Annotated in this window: 19 protein-coding genes; 8 read left to right on the top strand and 11 right to left on the bottom strand. The window is 61.2% G+C overall.

All coding sequences use genetic code 11. The features are described from left to right. Positions 1 to 20 precede the first annotated feature (20 nt). Complete coding sequence (locus tag CPI83_RS25245) at positions 21 to 1,979, bottom strand: glycoside hydrolase family 71 protein (RefSeq protein WP_232816803.1); 1,959 nt, start codon at positions 1,977 to 1,979, stop codon at positions 21 to 23. 44 nt (positions 1,980 to 2,023) lie between these two features. Here CPI83_RS25245 and CPI83_RS25240 point away from each other — a divergent pair, with 44 nt between their 5' ends. Genes CPI83_RS25240 through CPI83_RS25230 form a run of 3 tightly spaced genes read left to right on the top strand, consistent with a single transcriptional unit; the run spans position 2,024 to position 4,437 of the window. Continuing rightward, a complete protein-coding gene (locus CPI83_RS25240) occupies positions 2,024 to 2,980 on the top strand; it encodes a daunorubicin resistance protein DrrA family ABC transporter ATP-binding protein (RefSeq protein WP_019746865.1) in 957 nt (318 codons plus the stop codon). Beyond that, positions 2,977 to 3,777, top strand: coding sequence for an ABC transporter permease (locus CPI83_RS25235; RefSeq protein ID WP_003945537.1), 801 nt, complete (start codon positions 2,977 to 2,979; stop codon positions 3,775 to 3,777). Before CPI83_RS25240 ends, CPI83_RS25235 begins: the two co-directional genes overlap by 4 nt. A 30-nt stretch (positions 3,778 to 3,807) precedes the next feature. Next, entirely contained in the window at positions 3,808 to 4,437 is a 630-nt protein-coding gene (locus CPI83_RS25230) for a TetR/AcrR family transcriptional regulator (RefSeq protein WP_097387891.1), read from the top strand. On the opposite strand, the gene CPI83_RS25225 is transcribed toward CPI83_RS25230, so the two are convergent. Further along, positions 4,428 to 5,222 carry a putative protein N(5)-glutamine methyltransferase gene (locus CPI83_RS25225; protein WP_097387890.1) on the bottom strand — a complete coding sequence of 265 codons (795 nt, stop codon included), beginning with the start codon at positions 5,220 to 5,222 and terminating at the stop codon, positions 4,428 to 4,430. The genes CPI83_RS25230 and CPI83_RS25225 overlap by 10 nt on opposite strands. Before the next feature lie 207 nt (positions 5,223 to 5,429). Between CPI83_RS25225 and CPI83_RS25220 the strand changes: the two genes are divergently transcribed. Then, positions 5,430 to 6,590 (top strand): lipase family protein, encoded by a 1,161-nt coding sequence (locus CPI83_RS25220; RefSeq protein WP_097387889.1) that lies wholly within the window; start codon positions 5,430 to 5,432, stop codon positions 6,588 to 6,590. Between the two features lie 10 nt (positions 6,591 to 6,600). Here CPI83_RS25220 and CPI83_RS25215 read toward each other — a convergent pair whose 3' ends face one another. Then, the gene (locus tag CPI83_RS25215) at positions 6,601 to 7,167 is read right to left on the bottom strand and encodes a TetR family transcriptional regulator (RefSeq protein ID WP_097387888.1); all 567 of its coding nucleotides are present in this window, start codon (positions 7,165 to 7,167) and stop codon (positions 6,601 to 6,603) included. Positions 7,168 to 7,294: 127 nt separating this feature from the next. On the opposite strand from CPI83_RS25215, the gene zapE reads away from it, so the two are divergent. Further along, positions 7,295 to 8,284, top strand: a complete 990-nt coding sequence (gene zapE, locus CPI83_RS25210) for a cell division protein ZapE (protein WP_097387887.1) — start codon at positions 7,295 to 7,297, stop codon at positions 8,282 to 8,284. Here the strand turns inward: zapE and CPI83_RS25205 are convergent. After that, positions 8,271 to 9,020, bottom strand: a complete 750-nt coding sequence (locus CPI83_RS25205; RefSeq protein ID WP_070796446.1) for an AraC family transcriptional regulator — start codon at positions 9,018 to 9,020, stop codon at positions 8,271 to 8,273. The two genes, zapE and CPI83_RS25205, sit on opposite strands and share 14 nt — an antisense overlap. Between CPI83_RS25205 and CPI83_RS25200 the strand changes: the two genes are divergently transcribed. Together CPI83_RS25200 and CPI83_RS25195 are read left to right on the top strand one after the other, a co-directional pair. Further along, entirely contained in the window at positions 8,995 to 9,840 is an 846-nt protein-coding gene (locus CPI83_RS25200; protein ID WP_070796382.1) for an ABC transporter ATP-binding protein, read from the top strand. The two genes, CPI83_RS25205 and CPI83_RS25200, sit on opposite strands and share 26 nt — an antisense overlap. Further along, positions 9,837 to 11,144, top strand: coding sequence for an FtsX-like permease family protein (locus CPI83_RS25195; protein WP_070796381.1), 1,308 nt, complete (start codon positions 9,837 to 9,839; stop codon positions 11,142 to 11,144). Before CPI83_RS25200 ends, CPI83_RS25195 begins: the two co-directional genes overlap by 4 nt. An 18-nt stretch (positions 11,145 to 11,162) precedes the next feature. Here CPI83_RS25195 and CPI83_RS25190 read toward each other — a convergent pair whose 3' ends face one another. The 4 genes from CPI83_RS25190 to CPI83_RS25175 all read right to left on the bottom strand — a co-directional run bounded on the left by CPI83_RS25190 (position 11,163) and on the right by CPI83_RS25175 (position 14,711). Next, complete coding sequence (locus CPI83_RS25190) at positions 11,163 to 12,011, bottom strand: sterol desaturase family protein (protein WP_019746874.1); 849 nt, start codon at positions 12,009 to 12,011, stop codon at positions 11,163 to 11,165. An 82-nt stretch (positions 12,012 to 12,093) separates the two neighbouring features. Then, positions 12,094 to 12,903, bottom strand: a complete 810-nt coding sequence (locus CPI83_RS25185; RefSeq protein WP_097387886.1) for a PE-PPE domain-containing protein — start codon at positions 12,901 to 12,903, stop codon at positions 12,094 to 12,096. Positions 12,904 to 13,091: 188 nt separating this feature from the next. Then, positions 13,092 to 14,279 (bottom strand): serine hydrolase domain-containing protein, encoded by a 1,188-nt coding sequence (locus tag CPI83_RS25180; protein ID WP_021342855.1) that lies wholly within the window; start codon positions 14,277 to 14,279, stop codon positions 13,092 to 13,094. A 144-nt stretch (positions 14,280 to 14,423) separates the two neighbouring features. Next, on the bottom strand, positions 14,424 to 14,711 hold the full coding sequence (locus tag CPI83_RS25175; RefSeq protein ID WP_097387885.1) for a MerR family transcriptional regulator: 288 nt from the start codon (positions 14,709 to 14,711) through the stop codon (positions 14,424 to 14,426). Positions 14,712 to 15,195: 484 nt separating this feature from the next. On the opposite strand from CPI83_RS25175, the gene CPI83_RS30780 reads away from it, so the two are divergent. Then, positions 15,196 to 15,432, top strand: a complete 237-nt coding sequence (locus CPI83_RS30780; protein ID WP_127159965.1) for a hypothetical protein — start codon at positions 15,196 to 15,198, stop codon at positions 15,430 to 15,432. A 134-nt stretch (positions 15,433 to 15,566) separates the two neighbouring features. On the opposite strand, the gene CPI83_RS25165 is transcribed toward CPI83_RS30780, so the two are convergent. The 3 genes from CPI83_RS25165 to kstD all read right to left on the bottom strand — a co-directional run bounded on the left by CPI83_RS25165 (position 15,567) and on the right by kstD (position 19,971). After that, positions 15,567 to 17,330, bottom strand: coding sequence for a cholesterol oxidase substrate-binding domain-containing protein (locus tag CPI83_RS25165; RefSeq protein WP_020906140.1), 1,764 nt, complete (start codon positions 17,328 to 17,330; stop codon positions 15,567 to 15,569). 69 nt (positions 17,331 to 17,399) lie between these two features. Then, positions 17,400 to 18,257, bottom strand: coding sequence for a MaoC/PaaZ C-terminal domain-containing protein (locus CPI83_RS25160; protein ID WP_003945880.1), 858 nt, complete (start codon positions 18,255 to 18,257; stop codon positions 17,400 to 17,402). Further along, positions 18,247 to 19,971, bottom strand: coding sequence for a 3-oxosteroid 1-dehydrogenase (gene kstD, locus CPI83_RS25155; RefSeq protein WP_172932259.1), 1,725 nt, complete (start codon positions 19,969 to 19,971; stop codon positions 18,247 to 18,249). Before kstD ends, CPI83_RS25160 begins: the two co-directional genes overlap by 11 nt. Positions 19,972 to 19,996 lie beyond the last annotated feature (25 nt).

Here is a 19,996-nt window from a genome sequence, read left to right as displayed (position 1 = left end):
CCCGATCTTCGTCGTCACCGCTATCTTCGACTGGAATCAACCAGGTACTCGAGATTCTGGTTGTACGGGGTGGCCGTTACCGCAGCGTGCGAACTCACCCGGGACACCTCGGTAGTGCCGCGAACGACAGAAGCCTTGATGGAACCTACTTTCAACGGTGCTATGCAGCTGCTCATCCCGGCCGGGGCATTGCAGGTGGTTGTCGTGGTTCCCACCGTTACTTTGACGACCGCCGGCGCCGTCAAGAAGGAAAGGACTTCGACGGTATCGCGAGCGGGGGACGACCATTGGCGCAGTGTCATAGGGGCAGCAGAGCGATTGACGGGGACCGCGGAGACCGACTGATTGCGGTAGATGAGATACGCGGTGTCGCGAACAATCGCGGGTGAGGCGCCGGTGCGGAAGCTGTACAACCCGTAGGAACTCATGTCGAGCAACGCACGCCCATGGCCGACGCTGGGCGCGAACGACGTTCCCTCGCTGTAGTCGTTCCAGGTGACGAGCTGTACCCATTCGCTGTTGGACGCAATCGCAATCTGCCACATGTTCTGCAGATTCTGTGAATTCTGTGCCTCGTCGTAGATCGACTGACTTGGACGAACATCTTGGAAGGCGACTGGTTGCATCCATATCTTTCCCACGGAGTGAGCGGCAGCGGCAAGTCCCATCGGAGAGTTCGGGTTCGATCCCGAGAGCGGATTTCCTAACGGATTTCGATTACCCCAATTCGACATCCCGTAGCTGATCGATGCAAAAGAATTCCGGTTGGCTGCAGCGTCGAGGAAAACCGGAACAAATGCCACATTTATGCCGTAAGAATTCTTCATAAGAGTGATGAACTCCGACCACCAGCCCGCTGTCTTGTTTTCGGCAAGGAATGGAGATATCACGAGCCGTCCGTCGTTCAATTTGAACGATGATGCCATGGTCGAATACGGTTTCATCTCTGCTGCCATTTGAGCTGCGGTCATGTTTTTGAACGCGCCGTTCATATCAGGCATGAGCATGATCTTGAAATTCGGATCGACTGCTGCGGCCGCTTTGATCAGGGCGGTGGGCACGGTGGAACCCCACCAACTGGTGTCGGTTGCCTTGGCGATGATGTCGACGGAGAATCCGTCGATGCCCGCGGCGATTGCCGAACGAACTTCGTTTTCGAGGTCGCGTTGGCGCCACTGCGTATCGGCGATGGGTTGCCGCGGTGTCGGCCGATCGCGGAGGAATCCCCCGTAGCGAACGTGTTTGTTGTTCTCGCCGTTGACCGTAAGATATTGTGTCGCATAGTAATCGCCAGACGGATTCGCATTGTCGATCGAAACCGGATAGGGCGGGAAGTAGTGAGCGAAAACCAACTTTCCGTTCAGTGCTGACTTGGGTGGAATGTCGAAGGGCAGCGCTGCAGATTCAGGATTCGCCGAGAACGAGGCCGGCGTGTACGTCGGCGCGGAGCGCGGTTGTGTGTTGTACGCGGCGATCAGTGCGGCCGCGACAATCACGGCCAGGGTGAAGCAGATGGTCTCGAAGGAATATTTCGCCGTTTTTCGGATCCACGGAGTTCGGATGTATCGAGTTCTGATACTCATGGCACAGTCAGCCTTTCTCGATCCCCCGAAGTGTGAGTCTTCCCCGCGTGCACTGAATCGGTGATTCAATTCTTTTCGACCTCTGTCTGATTTGTAATTCGAGATTCGACACCATAAGTCAACCGTCACCGGCCCGAGTGTCACTTGCTGTACGAGTGTAACGCTGCCGCGTTCATCATGAATACCTGAAAGCGGTCTTTGTTCAAGAATTTCGGGTTTTTCTTTCCGGTATATATCCGTCGAAAGGTCGGTGAAATTTTTCGGCTGTATTGGACAGGACTGGGACGTGTGGTCTGTTCCGTACCTCGTGGCCGAAAGGCACCGGCGAAACCAGGGAGGTGATTGCAGCCGGACAACTGACGAAATTTCCTGGAATGTGTCGGCCTCCTGGGTCACACTGGGGAACGGACTACCGACGGATTACCGATGCGGGAGGGCTCATGACCGAAGCGATTGTGGCCGAGGGGCTGGTCAAGAAGTACGGCGACGTCACGGCATTGGACGGCATCGACCTGGAAGTGCGCGAGGGTTCGGTGATGGCTCTATTGGGTCCCAACGGCGCCGGAAAAACCACTGCGGTAAGGATATTCACGACGCTGCTAATTCCGGACGGTGGACGCGCCAAGGTTGCCGGGCTGGACGTGGTCGAGGATGCGCGGGCGTTGCGGTCCAAGATCGGTGCTTCGGGTCAGTATGCCGCGGTCGACGAGTACCTGACGGGCTATGAGAACTTGGACATGGTCGGGAGGCTGTATCACCTCGGCGCCCGAAGCAGTAAGGCCCGAGCGCGTGAATTGCTCGAGCAGTTCGATCTCGTCGAGGCTGGAGATCGGCCGGTCAAGGGCTATTCCGGCGGAATGCGGCGACGTCTCGATCTGGCCGGCGCATTGGTTGCTCGGCCGCAGGTGTTGTTTCTGGACGAGCCGACCACCGGCCTCGATCCTCGTGCGCGACTCGGCCTCTGGGATGTCATCGAAGGGTTGGTGGCGCAGGGGACAACACTGTTGCTCACGACGCAATACATGGAGGAAGCCGAGAGGTTGGCCGACCAGATCGCCGTCATCGACCGCGGCTCGGTCATCGCGCGCGGTACTGCAGATCAGCTGAAGGCTCGGGTCGGGGGTGAGCGCATCGAACTGAGTGTGCACGAGGTCGAACATCTCGACATCGTCCGAGAAGAATTGCGCTCGCTTGCCGTGGGGGACATTCAGGTTCAAGAGAATGTCCGTCGCGTCACCGTTCCTGTCGACGACGGTACCGATGCGTTGGTCGCAGCGCTGAATCTCCTGTCGGTACGAGGCATTCGGGTGTTCGACGTCGGTCTGCGCCGGCCCACTCTCGACGATGTCTTTCTCACGCTGACCGGGCACCAGGCTGAACTGGAGGATCAGAAATGACCGTGCAGATGGCGCTCGAAGACGGTTTGACCATCGCCAGGCGAAACTTGATCAAGATCAAACGCGTTCCGGATCTGCTGGTGTTCACCACTTTGTCGCCGATCATGTTCGTGCTCTTGTTCGCATACGTGTTCGGCAGCGCGATCTCCGTCCCGGGCACGTCGTATCGAGAGTTCCTGATCGCCGGAATCTTCACGCAGACGGTCATATTCGGTGCTACCTGGACTGGTTTGGGGATGGTCGAAGACATTCAGAAAGGAATCATCGACAGATTTCGATCGCTGCCCATGGCTCCGTCTGCCGTGCTGACCGGCCGAACATCGAGTGACGTGTTGATCAACGTCATCAGCTTGGTGGTCATGTCGTTGACCGGTCTTCTGGTGGGGTGGCGCATCCATTCCAGCTTCCTCGAAGCGGTGGCCGGTTATGCGCTGCTTCTGTTCTTCGCGTACGCATTGTCATGGGTCATGGCTGTTGTCGGGCTTTGGATCCGCACGCCGGAGGTGTTCAACAACGCGAGTTTCATCGTCATCTTTCCGCTGTCGTTCATCGCGAACACTTTTGTCGAGACCACCAATCTTCCCGGCCCGCTCAAAGTGATCGCCGAGTGGAATCCTGTGTCGGCGGTGACTCAGGCGGTGCGTGAATTGTTCGGCAATACCAATCCTGCGATGACGGTTCCGGATGCGTGGCCACTGCAGAATCCGGTCATCGCGTCGCTGTTGTGGACTTTCGGTTTGCTGATCGTCTTCGTGCCGTTCGCTATTCGCCGGTATCAGAAGGCAGTCAGCCGCTGACCTGGTGATTCCGGCCGGTAGGGTGGGTATGTGCCGGAGCCCGAACGCATCGACAAACGCAGCCTGAGATACGCCGGGCGACGTGAGGAGTTGCTCGACGCGCTGACCCGCTACGTCATCGACAACGGTGTCGGGGAACTGACGGTGAGGCAGCTCGCCAAGGCCGTAGGTGTGTCGCATGCGTCGTTGCTCAACCATTTCGAGAGCAAGGAGAACCTGCTCTCCGAGGTCATCGAGAACATGCGTGGTGAGTCCATTCCGATTGCGGTTCCGATGAAATCGGGGGTCGATCCGGCGACAGTGCTGACCGCGTGGTGGACCGAACGTACGACGCCGGAGGTACTGCCGCGGTTCCGAGTGATGGTCGAGATTTACGCCCTCGCGCTCGGCGACCGCGAACGCTACGGACGGTTCCTGGACCGTTTTGTAGGCGATTGGATCGAGGCACTGGAAGCCGGTCTACGACAAGCGGGTTGCCCCGAGGACGATGTTGCCTCTGTCGCTACTCTGTTGCTCTCGCAAATGCGGGGTCTGTCGATGGATCTTCTGGCCACTGGGGACCGGGCCCGCGTCGATCGTGCGTTCGGGCTTTTTGTCGACGGCTTTGCCGCCCGCGCTCGGGAGTGGTCCACGCCAGGATCCGATCGCCTTCAACACTGACCGATCACCACGGTCGAGGCGGTCTCACTGTAGGTTGCCACTCGAGTGAGAAAACCTCCCCGAGTGAATGTTTCAACAGTCATTTCGACCTGCTCCGTACTCGTCTCGACGAGAAGACAGCCACCCGGTCGTAGCCACGGCGCAGCGTCCGCGATGATGCGTCGCTGCAGGTCCAGTCCGTCGGTGCCGCCGTCCAACGAGACCAGCGGTTCGTGAAGACGGGCTTCGGGCGGCATCAGCCTGATCGAATCGGTGGGGACGTAAGGTGCATTGGCAACGACGACATCCACGCGACCGAGTAATTCCGTTGGTAGTGGTTCGAAGAGATCGCCTTCGAGTACGCGCTCGGGCGGTGTGATGTTTCGGCGAGCGCACCGCACCGCGGCTGGTTCCACATCTACCGCGTACAAATCGACGGCATCGAGCGTCGACTGCAGGACGGTACCGACAGCTCCTGAGCCACAACACATGTCGACGACGACGCTTCCCGAGACGACGAGTGAGCGGGCCTGCCGGGCGAGGAACTCGGTGCGCCGGCGTGGGACGAAGACTCCAGAGTCGATGTGAATACGCAAGCCGCAGAACTCGACCCATCCGAGGACAGGTTCGAGTGGTTCGCCGGCAACTCGTCGGTCGACCATCGCGTCGAGTTCATCGAGAGAGCGTGCGGTGTGAAGAAGTAGGCGAGCCTCGTCTTCGGCGAATACGCAACCTGCTGCTCGGAGAATCGCGGCCACCGACTTCTGCTGCGAAGCAGGGAAGGTCGGGAGATCAGGTGCTGACATGAGAGAGCCTTTCGGCCTCCTGATCTCGCTGGGACCTGCACGTATCGAACACCGCCACCCTACCCGAGCAGGCGTGTCACGACGGTAGATGCGGAATGGAAATCTAGGTTGACCAATTGGTAAGGCTGTTCTATGGTCTGAACTCGATCGGCTGATGTGGGGCCGATCACCACAGATGCACCGTCACCGCAATCGTAGGAGAAGTACGTGAGTAAGCGACTGGGTAGGACGCTCGTCGGGCTGAGTGCGAGTGCATTGGTGGCGTTGACAGTTGCGGCGCCGGCTGGAGCGGAACCGAATGATGCTCCGGGTGCTGTCGTGAGTCGGGAGTTACTCGGTCCCGATCGGGTGATCCCGGGTGCCGTGAGCGCAACAAAGGTGACGTACTGGTCGACGGGCCCGAAGGATGCGCCGATGACGAGTACCGGTGTGGTGTATCGCCCAGAGGGATCTCCGCCCGAGGGTGGTTGGCCGGTCATCTCCTATGCGCACGGAACGGTGGGTGTCGCGGATCAGTGTGCGCCGAGCAGCAGTGTTCCACTCGAACGGACTGCGACACATCTGGGTCACTGGCTGGAGCAGGGATACGCGGTGGTGACGACCGACTACGTGGGGCTCGGAACACCTGGTGTTCACCCGTATCTCGACGGTCGTTCCGCTGCACACAGCGTTGTGGACATGGTGCGTGCCGCTCGTGCGGTCGACGACGGCCTGTCGAGCGAATGGGTTGCGATGGGACAGTCGCAGGGTGGGCAGGCGACTATGTTCACCGCTTCGCTTGCCACTGATTACGCGCCGGAGTTGGACTACCGCGGCGCTGTCGCCACTGGTGTCCCCTCGAACATCGAAAATCTTCTACCGCTCGGTGGTCCGGCTTTCCCGGCGCTTCCGCTCAAGGGTACGACGGTCTACATCGCGAACGTTCTTGACGGACTGCGTGCTTCGCGGCCGGACATCGACATCGACTCGTATCTGACCCCGCTCGGCAAGACCATCCTCGACGACGTCGAGAACAACATGTGCTACACCGAGGCGCGCACGAAGTACGGAACCGTCACACTCGGGCAGGTGCTGACGAAGTCGCTGGACAATCCAGTATTCATGGAGGCTGCGCGTGAACTGCTCACTGTGCCGACCGCAGGATACGACCGCCCGTTCTTCATTGGTCAGGGGTTGTCGGACGTCGATGTTCCGGCACCGCTGACACTGAAGTTCGCGGCTGACCTCGCTGCCAACGGTGTGGAGTTTGCATTCCATACCTATCCCACTGATCATCTGGGAACCGTCCCGGCTTCGGTTCCAGACAGCACTCCCTTTGTCGCGGCGCTGTTCTCTGGTCGACAACCCTGTACCGGAAGCCTCTGCTGACCAAGGTCTTTCAGATGACCCCCACTCCGCGAAGGTAGATGTCGATCGGGATCCGAAGTTGCCGAACGGTTTCGCTGGAGTGAGGGTCCCGGCTACGTGATCCCAGGCAATAGTCGAAGATCAAGCCCTCCAGCAGGCTCAGGAAATTTGCGGTAGAGACATCAGGGTCGCCAACACCAGCGGTTTCGAAGACGGGTCTTGCCTTCTCCAGCGAAAACAGACTGCCTTCGAGGAGTTGGTGCAATGCCGAATCTCGGGGAGATTCCACGAGTAGTGCATAGCGCGCGATCAATTCGTGTCTGCGGTGCGAGAGAAGATCGTCGAGATACTCGGCCGTCAGGGCAGCAGGATCGCTGGGCCTCTCGCGGAGTTCGCCGAAAGTCGAACGTGACCGGTGCACGATGTGCAATGCGGTTGCTTCGAGAAGTGACTCGCGAGTGCGGAAATAGTACGACGTCGAACCGGCAGGAAGTTCCAGGGACTGATCAATCGCCCGATGGGTGAGTGCACGCGGGCCCTGCTCGGCGATGATCGTGACGGCGGATGCCGCAATGAGGGCTCTGCGATCGGGCTTCATGTCGTTCCTTGCTGTCGATGTTGCATGCTCCCGGAGTTGCATGCTGCAGATGGTGCGTCGTGAGGGTCACATTGACTCGATTTGCCCTCGGTCACTAGCCTCGACTCTACAGATGTAGAGGAGCCTCATGTTACTGGACGAAGAGCAGTTGGCGGCACGTGAAGCCCTCGATGCACTGCGGGCCCGAATCTCGGGCGGTGAGGTCGGCGGAGGGATCTACCTCTGGGGTAGCGTCGGCCGCGGTAAGACGATGCTCATGGACGAGTTCTACGAGAGCATCCGAGTCGGCAAGCAGCGCATTCACTTTCATCGGTTCTTTGCAGATCTGCACTCTCGGGCGCACGAACTCGGGTCGATGGGCGCGGCGCTGGACCACGTCGTCGACGGAATCCGCGTGCTCTGTTTCGACGAGTTCCACATCGACGACGTCGCCGACGCCATGTTCATGGCAAGGGTTCTCGACACAATCGTCGCGAAAGGTGTGACTGTTGTTGTCACGTCCAATGTCCCGCCGACCGATCTTCTTCCGAATCCGCTTTTTCACGAGCAGTTCGTTCCGTCGATCGAGTTGATCGAGCGGACTCTCGAGGTGATCGAATTGGGTGGCTCCGTCGACTATCGGACGGCGGGTCAGCCAGGTGCCGGGGACTACCGTTTTGCGACAGGGGAATTCCTCGTCGTCCAGGGAATCACGTGGCCTTCGGGCGAAAGTGTCGAATTGACGATAGGCACACGCACATTGGAGTGCTCGGCGATTCGAGACGGTGTTGTCTGGTTCGACTTCGAGGTGCTGTGCGCTGGCTCGACCTCGGCTGCCGACTATCTCGAGCTCGCCTCCCGCTTCGACGACTGGGTGATCTTCGGAGTACCGGTGCTCGCCGAAGCTTCGGAATTTGCCCTTCGCCGTTTCGGAAATGTCGTCGATGTTCTCTACGACGTCGATGCGCGACTGACGGTGTATGCCGCTGCCGGTGTGGAGGACGTTGCGGGCAGTCTTCGGAACATTCCCGGATTGGCGCGCCTCTACAGTCGTCTGTCGTTGCTCGCGAGGACGGAGATGGACAGCGTCAACGGGGACGGACAGCGTCAGTTGAGGAGTAGCGTCAATTCCAGGTGAGGCCGCCGGTCGCGGCGCTGGGCGTGAGCCCGAACATGCTGTGGCAGATACGGTTGAGATGGGCGCTGTCGGTGAAACCGGCCTCGTGTGCACTGGTTGTCAGGGTTGCGCCACTGCTCATCACTTCCATGGCACGTCGTAACCGTAACCAGCGGATGTAGGTCGAAAAGCTCATCTGCAGTTGATCGTTGAAGATTCTTCCCAGCCGTCCGGGCGAGATGGAGACCAGGGCGGCGATGTCCGTCAGTGTGACCTGCCCCGAGATTCTCTCGGGAAGTAGCGTCAGGGCATGCTCGAGGGCCGGGTGAAGAGCGCGCAGGCTCGACGCCTTTTCGCGTTCGGATAGTGAATCGATCAGCCTCGCTGCGTATTCCAGATCCGAATCAGCGCCGCGGTCCGTCATCGCTACTGCGGTCTGCCCACGGTCCGACCAGTCGGCCACACCACCGCGGCCCGGCTCCGGTGGCCTGATGCGCAGACCCATCCCGGTGGTGGAGTCAACGTAGATCGCCCGTCCCCACGCACCCTCGGAGGCGGACAACGCGTGGACCGCCCCGGATGGAATGACCACGGACCGCACGACTTCACTGTGGCCGTCCCCGTCCGTGACCGTGACGTCCCCGTCGTCGATGATCATGATCTGAACAGCGGCGTGCGAATGCATGTGCGCGGATCCCACTGCGCCGGTGAACATGAGAATTCCGGGCTGCATGTGGACGGCGCCGGACCAGGTCATGTCGGAAATCATAGTGACGACCCTGACAGAGCTCGGGGTCCGGTCATCCTCCGGTAGGACCGAGCTCAGTCCGAAGATCGTGCGCTGGGCCGATGTGTTCGCGAGGGGTTCACGAGAAGGTGGAATCATGAACAACGCACAAGCACCCGCAGTCCTGTCGGTCCACGCGCTGGGCAAGTCGTACGGCGACGTTCCGGTGCTCCGAGGTGTATCGCTGGAAGTGCGCGCCGGTACTGCCACGGCCATCATGGGTCCTTCAGGATCGGGGAAGTCGACACTGCTGCATTGCATGTCAGGAATCGTCAAGCCCGACTCGGGAGCAATCTTGCTGAGCGGCCGGCATATCGAGAACCTCGGTGAGAACGACCGCAGCCGGCTCCGACGGGAGTCGTACGGGTTCGTTTTTCAATCGGGCCAACTGTTGCCGGAGCTTCCGGCGATCGAGAATGTCGCGCTGCCTCTCGTACTCAACGGGTTGTCCATCGCAGAAGCCAAGCGGACGGCGCACGGCTTCTTCGCGCCCTTGGGGCTGGATGGGCTGCAGGATCGTCGCCCGGGTCAGATGTCGGGTGGGCAGTCGCAACGTGTCGCGATTGCGCGAGCGTTGGTAACCAAACCCGCAGTTCTCTTCGCAGACGAGCCGACCGGTGCCCTCGACGCGCGGACGAGTTGGGAAGTGATGAGGGTGTTGCGTGATTCGGCTCAACAGATCGGTTCTGCGTTGGTCGTCGTCACTCACGATGCGGAAGTCGCTCGGTGGTGTGATCGCACGATGATGATGCAGGCCGGTTCGCTCGTCGGGACACAGGTGGCGGCATGAAGGCCACAGCGCGCGTTGCATTGATGACGGTGCGCGGTGAAGGGCGAAAGGCCTTGAGTACCTTCGCGCTCCCAGTGTCCGCATTTGCCGCCTCGACGACGTTGTTGCTGACGGTGCTCGGCGGCTACGGTGCATTCGCGGGCAGATCGAGCGAACCCGAAGCCGAGGCGTACCTAGCGCTCGCAGGGGTTGCTTCGGTGTTGATGATCGTTCCAGCCGTCACTCTCGGTCTGGCGGCGGCCCGCTTGGGCGCGCGCCGTCGCGACGAACGACTCGCCTCGCTGCGACTCATCGGATCCACCCCTCGCCAGATCGTTGCGCTGTGCGCTGCGGAATCGGGTATCCAGGGCTTGGCCGGTGCGTTGATCGGTGTGGTGGGATACCTCCTCGCGTTGCCGCTCGTAGCTCTCTTGAGATTTCAAGGTCGGACATTCGAGTGGAGTGAGCTTTGGGTAGGCGCACTTCCGCTGGTGGGCATCGTATTCGGAATGACCATCCTGGCTGCTTTGACGTCGATGCTCGGGATGCGCCAGGTGTTCGTGAGCCCGTTGGGCGTCACGGCGGGCAATCCCAGCGCCGCACCGAAGATGATCTTCGCTGTGGCTGGGGTGGGGGTCCTTGTGGGATGGAGTGCATTCGGGGGCTCCGCGGCAAGCATCGCGGCAATCCTGGTGGGCCTTGGTCTCTGCTTCGGCGTTGTTGCGTTGGTCGGTCCGTTCGTCATTTCGCTGCTTGGACGGATCATGCTCAAATGCGCCAAAGACGGTGCTTCGCTGATTGCGGCGCGTCGGGTCTTGGATAATCCGAAGGCTGTGTGGCGCACGGTCAGCGGTGTGACGATGGCCAGCTTTGTTGCCGCAGGCACATCTCTCCTCGCCGCGATAGGCAACGGGGAAGGACAGGATTTGCAGCCAGGGCAGGAGTTCCTGTTCGCGGACATGAGAACCGGGGTGTTGTTCACTCTCGGAGCAACATTCACGTTGGCGGCCATCTCGTCTGCGCTCACCCAGGTATCCGGGATCCTCGACAACCGTGAGCTGTATCGGAGTCTGACTTTGGCCGGCACACCTGTCGAGGTGATGGACAGCGCCCGCGTGAGGCACGTTCGCACTCCCGTGGTGGTGATGGCACTGGCCGGCGCCGGCGCTGCACTGCTGTTCCTCTTCCCGCTGGCAGGGGCAGCCGTATTGACCACTCCGATGGCGCTGGTTCAGTTGGGCGTCACCCTGGCTGTGGGGATCGCGTTGGTGTTGGCCAGTGCGTTTGCAGCCAAGCCCGTCATGCGACGGGTACTCGCGGGCTGAATCTCCACCGATCGTCCGTCAGTTCTGTTTCCGGAACGGTTCGGCCAACTGGCCGAGGTAGTCGTCCGGGTAGTCGGGTTTGGCCGCCATTCCGAGATCGTCACTGCTGAAGCGCTTTTCCGGATCGAAAGAATAAGTGCGGAAAAGGTGATCCCAGATCAGAGTGAACAAACCGAAATTGACGTCACCGATTCCCGCCCACTTCAGGTGATGGAATCGGTGGCCGGCGTTGAGGGCGAGTATCGGACGCAGGGGGCCGATGCGGTAATCGGCATTCGAATGCTGAAGCAGGAGTTGGACAGCGACACAAACCGCGAGCGCCGAGGCAACTGGAACGGGCATCCCGAGGAGGATCAGTGGCAGGACGCCGCCGGCGGTTTCGAAAGTCTGATGCACGGGGTGCTTCATCAGTCCGTTCATACCGTAGAACCGTTCGAGGCTGTGATGAACCGCGTGGAAACGCCACAACCATCCAACCTTGTGGCTGATCAAATGCACCACGGTGATGCCGAAATCGGCAACCAACACTGCGAAGACGACCTGAAGGACAAACGGAAGACCGCTCGGCCACAGCCCGTCGAACGGAATCACCGCGGCCATCAACGGGATTACCGCGACGCTGACCAAGATGAGGGATTCGTTAACAAACGCATGGACAGCGTCGCGAAACCTGTCCGGTCCCGGGGCATTCCACGAAGATTCGTAGGGAAGCGCCCGTTCGGCCGCGAAAGAGCAGGCCACTGCGAAGAGAATCAATGCCACCAGTGACCATTTCGGCGCGCCGGATGCCGCCAGCGCGATTGCGGCTCCGTTGATTCCCAAGAGCATGAACGGGACGTACCCGTATCTGACGATGAAGGTGAGCATGTGATCGATGGTGCTCGATGCCGGTGGCTCTCGACTTGTACGAATCGGTCGACTTTCAGTCAACCGAACAGGCGGTATCGCGTTACTTCGTCAGTACGGTGGCGAGTGCAGCGCTCAGATACGGAGTGATGTTCTCGACGACCCGCGTCACGATCGCAGTGGCAACGTCAGCGGGTTGCAGTGGCACAGACGGCGTCTGCGGCAGTGCCGGGGGAGCAGGCGGAGCGGGCTCGGACATCATCGGCGTATAGGCGTTGTGCTTCGTGAAGTAGCCGAAGACCGAATCCACGAACACCTCGGGCGCATCACGCGGCTTGGGCATGTTGCAGATGCCATCACCCTCGATGCAGACTTCCTGCACTGCAATGTCTCCGAATCCGCCGCGTGCTCCGGACATCGTCGCTCCCGGAACGACATTGGGCACTACGGTTTCGATGCCCCCGGCCGAGTTGCGAGGGTCGGCGTAGAGGACGCCTTCGACTTGCGACTGCGGAATGGATCCGTCGCGTGCGATGTCACCGAGAACGTCGCCGGCAATACGCGCTCCCTGTGAGTATCCGGTGACGACGATCTCGCTGCCCGGGCACTGAGCGTGGAAAGCGTTGACTTCAGTGCGAAGCGTCTGGGCGCCGGCGGCAACGCTCTGGTCGTACGTCTGATCGCCGAGCGGCCAGAAGCTGGCGGGGTAGGTCACCGGCTTGGAGGCGTAACCCTGGGCCACGTAGCGGTCGGTGACGGGTTGCGTCGTTTGTCCCGTCGGATCCCACGTTCCGCCGACCGCGAATACCGCACCGGCAGGGCACGACCCACTGTCATTCGGGTCCGCTCCGGCAGGCACCGACATCACAAGAGTCACCCCCGCTGTGACTGCAACCGTGCATGCCACTGACATCGCGTATTTCCTCATCGGGCCTGTCCCCATCTATCTACGTTCTCGTTCACTGGCGAGACAACCCGCGGTCCGACGCGTTTCGTTCGGTACTGAAGAGAATGGTGATGGGGCGATAAGTCCTGGAGGTAATCCGTGCGTAAACAGGAAGTTGCCGACCGACGCTGTTTGCTACCAGCGTGTGTGGCGCGTCACGGCGTCGGGACCTGCGGTGGGTGATCCGGTTCGAGGAGGGTTCCGATCGCCTTGCCCATCGGCACGGCGTTGTTGAGGTCCGCGTTGGTTGTCGGCCCGAGCGTGGCGTAGACGACGATCGTCGTCTTCGAGTCGGGGTAATAGAGCGCAAGCCCGTTGTAGCCGCCGTACGACGGGTTCATCACAAGCCAACCGTCGAGGTGCCCGGTCCCGAAGGAAAAGAACTTGTCCGCCGTCATACTTCCCAAGCCCGCAGTCGTCGGTGCCATCTGCTGCTCGAAAGCTTTGTCGGAGAGCAACTCTCCCGTTCCGAGTGCGCGCACCCACTTTCCGACGTCGGCGACAGGCGCGTTCATGTTTCCGCTGTGCAGGAAAGCCGTCGGATTCCAGAAAGTGGAGTCTTCGAATACTCCGCGTTCATTGGTGTAGCCGTGCAAAATCGGCTCGTCCATCTGCGACGTGAGCACAACGCTGCTGTGATCCATCCCGAGTGGATCGAAGACGCGCTGCTGAAGTAGGTCGCCCAGCGGTTTTCCAGTCGCTTTCTCCATGACGTCGCCGAGCAGCGTCAGGTCGCTGTGCGCGTACGCCCAACCGGTGCCGGGTTCGAACAGCGGTGGGCGGGAGTTGGCAAGATTCAGGATCTCCTGAGAAGTCCAGCCTTTCATCGGGTTGTCCGTGAAGAGTTTGAGGAACTGTGGATCGGTCACGTAGTCGGAGATGCCCGACGTGCTGTTGGCCAGCATTCGTGGAGTGATGGTCTCTGCGCGTGGAAAGTTCGGTTCCCACTTCGCGATCGGTTGATCGAGGGGAAGCGTTCCCTCTTCGTCGAGTTGCAGCAGAACTGTCGAGAGCATCGGTTCCATCGGCTGACCGACGCGCAACTGCATGTCGGTTGTCGCCGGAACTCCGATAGGGGACTCTCCGACGGCACCGAGAGCAATCTCGTCGTCGCCCCGCCACACTCCGAACACGGCGGCACTGAGGCCCAAGTCGGCCACTTGACGGCGGACGAGGTCCGCGATCTCGTTGGATTCCTGACTGCTCGCGGTGCTGGGAGATGCGCTGCTCGTGTTTGTTGCCGAGTCCTCGTCGGAACTGCACGCAGCGGTTGCAATGGCAAGGGTCAAGGCGATCGACAGAGCAGCTAGCCGCACCCGAGTGCGGTGGTGGGAGGAATTCATGCCTGCGATCCCTTCGATGTGGAAATCGAGCAACCGACGCCTAGCAATGTCCCAATTGACTGAATTTAGCGCAGTTCGAAGGGGGAGGGAACAGATTGACGGTTAGGGGTGACTGCTACTCCCAGTGCCTGATCACGTCAGTCCTCAGTCCGGCGTTGCGTCCGATTCCGCTCGTCGGTCCTGCGCTTGCTGGAGCTCGGCGTTGATGCGACGAGCCTCGGTGAGTTGGTCTTCGAGGATGATGATGCGGCAAGCCGCGTCGAGCGCCGTGCCGTTGGCTACGAGTTCGTGCGCGCGGGCCGCGATGCGCAGCTGGTACCGGGAGTAGCGGCGATGTCCGCCCTCAGAGCGTTGTGGGGTAAGCAGTTTCGCGGCATCGAGGCTACGAAGGAAAGCTTGCCTGACACCGAGGATATCGGCCGCATGTCCCATGCTGTACGCAGGATAGTTCTCGTCGTCGAATCTGCCGGAGGGGTCCCCCGGTGGTGTATCTGCCGGAATGGCTCGCTTCTTTCGCTGAACGGACGGGGCCCCCGGCGCGAGGTGCGCCGGGGGCCGGATGGGGTTGAACTTACTTACATAACTGCATTCTTTCGAACTTCCGGACTCGCACAAGACATCCGGTAGCCGCTTTGAAGGGGGGTGCCGGGTCCGACTACACACTCACACACGAATTCGGCCCCGGCACGTCCCTGCCCTGCGGTACTGCTTGCGGGTAGTTCATCTCTCCCGCATCTCTTGACTCGTTCCTTGCTACGAGAAAAAAGATACAACAGCCTCGCGAGAATGTCTACCCTGACCGCTGTAGATATTTTGTTGCGAACTTTCTCGGTATCGGAGTTCAGGAACGGCCTGGTCACCGGGGGTGAGAGCGCTCCATGTGAGTCATGGGAGATGAATCTGGGACAATGCTCCGATGCGAAATACCCCGAAGTCCGAGTCGTTGTTGCGTGCCCGCGCGGAGAGGGAAGAGCGCACCGGCTCCTCCGAGCAGCCCGGAGGTGGCGCGTCGAACCCCGGAGAGGACTCGTCGTCGTCCGAGCCGGGGGCACGCAGCGACAGCGCCACGATTCGGTCGGCTAGATCCGAGCTCTCAACTCATGCCAGGGCAGTGGAAAGTATGCACGAGGCGATCCATCCTGATCGCGATTGAGGCAGTTGCCTGGTCGGGATGGGGGGGACTACTTCATCCCGCTCACTGCAACGCACGACGGCCGCCGCACTCCCGAAAGTAGGGGAGTGGCGACGACCGTCGAGTTGTCAGAGTGCGTGCCTGGTGCTTGGACCTCAGGGCAGCAACTGGTCCAGGAAGGTGTTGCTGAAGACCTTGTGCGGATCCAACGCGTTGTATGCGGCGTTGGCGGTGTCCCAGTTGTCGCTCGATGGGACGCCGTCGCGGTAGGTCTGGGGGAGGCCCTGGGTGATGATGGGGGCGTCGGTGTACGGCTTGTCGGGGCCGAACGCCCAGCCTTTGGACCACTCGGGGCGGAAGGTGGCGTCGTTGTTGTTGTAGTGATTACGCATCCACTGTTCCATTTCGCGGTAGAACGCGAACATGCCGGGGGTTCCGGGGACGCCGAGGACGTTGAGCCAGATGGCGGTGTCCCATTCCGGATGGTCTGGGCGCGGGCGCATGGCCGAGATGGTGGGGGCGCCTGCCGAGTCGACCTCGACGTCCGAGGGTTGATCGAGGCCGCAGCAACGGATTTCGACGGGGCCGTTGAGGGGGAACTGTCCGATAGAGCGGTAGTACTCCATGCGACCGTTGAACCACTGGGTGAAGTCGTGGATGACCTGGCCGATGTTGGCGCGGGAGGTGATGACGGCTCCGCCGCCCTCGGTCAGACGAAGGGTGGTGGCCCGGATGTAGAACTGGACGTCCTTGGACCATCCCCACAGGTCGTTGGAGAAGGTCGCGGCGAGTCCGGCAACGGTGGTGGCGTACATGATCTGCCCGAATGCCGGTGCGATGCCCGGGTTTCCGGCGTTGATCTGCCCGATCATGTCGGTGACCGGCTCCGGGAGGTTGTCGGAGAAGATGTAGTTGTAGGGCCCGGTCACCTCACGCGAGAACGGCGGCTTGGTGGGGGCAAGTGACCACACCTTCATCCACGGGCGTTCGGTGAAGGGGTACCAGATTGCTTCTGCGCGACCGTTTTCGCGGACGAACTTCTCGAAGGTGCGTCCGGACGCTCCGCGGGCACCGAAGAGTTCCTGCCAACCGATGTCGGTGTGGCTGACGCAGCGCATGCGGTAGTTGGGAGCGGCCTGCAAGGTCACGGAGGTGAGGAAGGTGCGTCCGAGGTGAGTCAGCAGCGGCTTGATCGCTGCATCGCTACGCGCGTACGTCTCGAGCGCGTACTCACTGCCGTTCCAGACCACTGCGGTCAGGGAGGTGACGAGGTTGGAGAGCGAGCCGAAAGTCTGTCCGGGAACGTGTGCTTCGCCTTCGGCGGGGAGCGCTGCACCGTGAGCGTCGACGGCGAGGCAGCCGGCGATGGTCAACACACCGGGCGCCGGCAGGTTCGCGAACCCGAGGCCCTGTGCCTGCAGTGCGGTGGTGATGGCGTCGAGGGTCGCGCCGGGTCCTGCGGTGACGGTAGCCGGGCTGCCCCCGGCGTTGACGGAGACGCCGGTGAGGTGGACCGTGGTGTCGGCGAGGATGACCTTGTCGACCGGCGCACCGTTGACGATGGTCAGCGGCGTCCAGCCGTGCATGGCACCGCGGGGACGAATGGTGTAGCCGTTGGCATGACCCCAGTTGGCGAGGCGGACTACGTCTTCGGGCGTCTTGGGCGAACAGGTCCAGATCGCGTCGAGCATGATCTCTTTGGACCAGTTCTGATACGCCTGCTGGTACAGCGCGATGCCTTCGGGGAAGGCAGGCGGCGGCGTGAGGGTGGAGACAGGACCACCCGCGGAGCCGGAGGAGCCGGCGGGGACGGCGTAGGCCGGCGTCCAGCCGGCGAATGCGGTCGCTGCCACGGCGCCGGCTCCAGCGGCCATGAAACCTCGTCGGGACAGTCGGAACTTTTCGTCTTGTGCCGTCATCTTCGGGCTACTCCATCGGGTTCGAGAACTACGGTGAGTTCTAACAGGTGGGTATCAGACAGGTTGGTATCAGACAAGAGTGAGAACTACGTCAGCCAGGGCAGGAGCTTCGCGCTCCAGTACGGAAGCTGAGATCAGGAGTCGCCCATTGTCTTTCCAGATCTGGATACTCAAGTTCTCGCCGGGAAATACGACCCCGGCAAAGCGGGCCCGAAATCCGGCTACCCGACTGCTGTCGCCGTCGAGCATGGTATCCACTGCGGTCTTGCAGACCATTCCGTAAGTACACAGTCCATGCAGGATAGGCGCTGGAAAGCCTGCCGCGGAGGCGAATTGCGGATCCGAGTGCAACGGATTCCGATCACCACACATCCGGTACAGCAAAGCCTGCTGTGGAAGCACAGGCGTCACCACTGTCTCATCTGCTTCGCGATCCGGAAGCGTAATCGACTCCGACGGACCACGTTCACCCCCGAAACCACCCTCGCCGCGGGCGAAAATGGACGAGCGAGCTGTCCACAGCGGGTTGCCCTCGGCGTCGACCGTGACGGATTCCTGCACGATCACCGCGGCCTTGCCCTTGTCCCAGACCTCGGCGATTCGAGTTGTGGTGCGGCCACTTCCACTTGCCGGGATCGGCTGATGGACAGTGACTTCCTGGCTCCCGTGGACTACCTTCGCCAGATCGATTTCGACGCCGGGGAACGAGACCTTCGGCGCTTCGGTGGCGTGGAAGTTGGCGGCGACGGTGGCAAAGGTGGGTAGTACCTGAGGCTTTTCGTCGTCGAGGTATCGAAGCTCGTTCGGATCGAGCGGCCGAGCACCTGCCCCTAGTGCCAGGTGGTAGTGCTGCACGTCCGACGGTGTCCATGAGAACTCTTGTGGCGCAAGCTCGGCGCCGAGTGCGATCTTCGGATCAATTGGCATGGTCGACCGCCGTCTTTTCAGCTGCCGGTGCCTCGGTGCTCTCAGCCTTCTTCGCACGCTCGACGATGTCGAGTACTGCCAGGTAACCGAAAGTCATTGCGGGACCGATGGTCGCGCCTGGTCCGGCGTAGGTGTGGCCCATGACCGGAGCGCTCGCGTTGCCAGCGGCGTAGAGGCCGTCGATGACGCTTCCGTCTTCGCGTAGTGCTCGGCCGTTGACGTCGGTGCAGATACCACCCTTGGTGCCGAGGTCACCCGGAACCATCTTGATGGCGTAGAACGGAGCCTTGCTGATTTCGGCGAGGCTGGGGTTCTTCAGTCGGGGATCGCCGTAGTACGCGTCGTAACCACTGTCACCGCGTCCGAAGTCCTCGTCCTTGCCGTTGCGTGCGAAGCCGTTGAACCGGTCGACGGTTTCGGTCAGCGATGCGACGGGAAGCCCTGTCTTCTCGGCCAATTCGGCGATTGTTCCCGCCTTGACCACGATGCCGGCCTTGAGCCAGCGGCCGGGGAAGGGGGAGCGGGGAGTGATACCGGCAAACGTGTAGCGGTTGCGGTAGCGCTGATCGAGGATCATCCACGTCGGGATGTTCTCGCCGGCGCCTTCGCCCTGACCGTACTCACCGCCGTACATCGCATGGGTTGCCTCGACGTACGGAGCAGCCTCGTTGCCGAAGCGCTTGCCCGACATGTTGACCATCATGCAGCCCGGGAGGGTGCGCTCGGAGAGAGCGAACCACGGTCCGCCGGTCAGCGGAATGGACGGGCCCCACCAGGCGTCGTCCATGAAATCGACTGCAGCGCCGACTTCTTGGCCTGCGCGGATACCGTCGCCGGTGTTTGCCTTCGCGCCGACGGTCCATTCGGTGCCGATGGGTGCGCGCTGGTACTTCTCACGCATTTCCTTGTTGTGCTCGAATCCGCCGGATCCCAACACAACTCCGTGGCGAGCGCGGATGACCTGCTCCTCGCCGTCGATTAGGACGTTGACGCCGCGAACTGCGCCGTCTTCGGTGTACAGGGAGGTCAGCGGGGTGTTCAGCAGGATGGGTACTCCGGCGGACTGAAGTCCGAGTCGAATACCGGCGACCAGTGCCTGGCCGCGAACCAGCAGATCCTTCTTTGTGGCCTTGGCTGCGAGGAATCGCATGCCGACCTTCATGGCGCGCAGGGGTCCGCGAGGATTGCGCATCAGCAGGTTGAGCCACTTGTAGTCGGCCTGGGTGATGACGAAGTTCTTGGGGGCCTTGACGTAGTCGGGCTCGAGGTTCTTGCGGTCGGCGCCCAACTTGTTGCCGTCGAACGGGGTGGGCTCGACACTGCGGCCACCGAGGCGTCCGCCGGGAGCTTCCGGGTAGTAGTCGGAGTAGCCGGGCACCCACTGCAGTTCGAGAGGGCTGTTCTTCAGCACGAACGAGAGCATCTCGGGACCGCGCTCGAGATAGGTGTCGATGCGTTCGGGAGCGACGACGTCGCCGATGATGCTGTGCAGGTAGGAACGTGCGGCCTCCGGGGTATCGGTGACACCGTCCGCCTGAAGTGCCTCGTTGTTGGGGATCCAGACCCCACCACCGGAACGGGCGGTCGATCCGCCGTAGTGGGCGGCTTTCTCCACGATGACCACACTCAAGCCCTGGTGGGCTGCGGTCAAGGCCGCTGTCATACCTGCGGCACCACTGCCGACGACGACGATGTCGTATTCCTGCTTGCTCATGTAGAACACGTTATAGAATGATGGG

The organism is Rhodococcus sp. H-CA8f (genome assembly GCF_002501585.1).
GTDB lineage: Bacteria > Actinomycetota > Actinomycetes > Mycobacteriales > Mycobacteriaceae > Rhodococcus_F > Rhodococcus_F erythropolis.
This window is presented reverse-complemented; position numbering and strand designations above follow the sequence as displayed.

Bases quoted from the DNA above. Each gene is read 5' to 3' on its own strand.
- CPI83_RS25180 (WP_021342855.1), bottom strand. From the start codon at position 14,279: ATGAATTCCTCCCACCACCGCACTCGGGTGCGGCTAGCTGCTCTGTCG.
- CPI83_RS25160 (WP_003945880.1), bottom strand. From the start codon at position 18,257: ATGCCAATTGATCCGAAGATCGCACTCGGCGCCGAGCTTGCGCCACAA.
- CPI83_RS25175 (WP_097387885.1), bottom strand. From the start codon at position 14,711: ATGGGACATGCGGCCGATATCCTCGGTGTCAGGCAAGCTTTCCTTCGT.
- CPI83_RS25205 (WP_070796446.1), bottom strand. From the start codon at position 9,020: ATGACCTGGTCCGGCGCCGTCCACATGCAGCCCGGAATTCTCATGTTC.
- CPI83_RS30780 (WP_127159965.1), top strand. From the start codon at position 15,196: ATGCGAAATACCCCGAAGTCCGAGTCGTTGTTGCGTGCCCGCGCGGAG.
- CPI83_RS25240 (WP_019746865.1), top strand. From the start codon at position 2,024: ATGACCGAAGCGATTGTGGCCGAGGGGCTGGTCAAGAAGTACGGCGAC.
- CPI83_RS25225 (WP_097387890.1), bottom strand. From the start codon at position 5,222: ATGTCAGCACCTGATCTCCCGACCTTCCCTGCTTCGCAGCAGAAGTCG.
- kstD (WP_172932259.1), bottom strand. From the start codon at position 19,971: ATGAGCAAGCAGGAATACGACATCGTCGTCGTCGGCAGTGGTGCCGCA.
- CPI83_RS25200 (WP_070796382.1), top strand. From the start codon at position 8,995: ATGTGGACGGCGCCGGACCAGGTCATGTCGGAAATCATAGTGACGACC.
- CPI83_RS25185 (WP_097387886.1), bottom strand. From the start codon at position 12,903: ATGTCAGTGGCATGCACGGTTGCAGTCACAGCGGGGGTGACTCTTGTG.
- CPI83_RS25165 (WP_020906140.1), bottom strand. From the start codon at position 17,330: ATGACGGCACAAGACGAAAAGTTCCGACTGTCCCGACGAGGTTTCATG.
- CPI83_RS25190 (WP_019746874.1), bottom strand. From the start codon at position 12,011: ATGCTCACCTTCATCGTCAGATACGGGTACGTCCCGTTCATGCTCTTG.
- CPI83_RS25215 (WP_097387888.1), bottom strand. From the start codon at position 7,167: ATGAAGCCCGATCGCAGAGCCCTCATTGCGGCATCCGCCGTCACGATC.
- zapE (WP_097387887.1), top strand. From the start codon at position 7,295: ATGTTACTGGACGAAGAGCAGTTGGCGGCACGTGAAGCCCTCGATGCA.
- CPI83_RS25235 (WP_003945537.1), top strand. From the start codon at position 2,977: ATGACCGTGCAGATGGCGCTCGAAGACGGTTTGACCATCGCCAGGCGA.
- CPI83_RS25195 (WP_070796381.1), top strand. From the start codon at position 9,837: ATGAAGGCCACAGCGCGCGTTGCATTGATGACGGTGCGCGGTGAAGGG.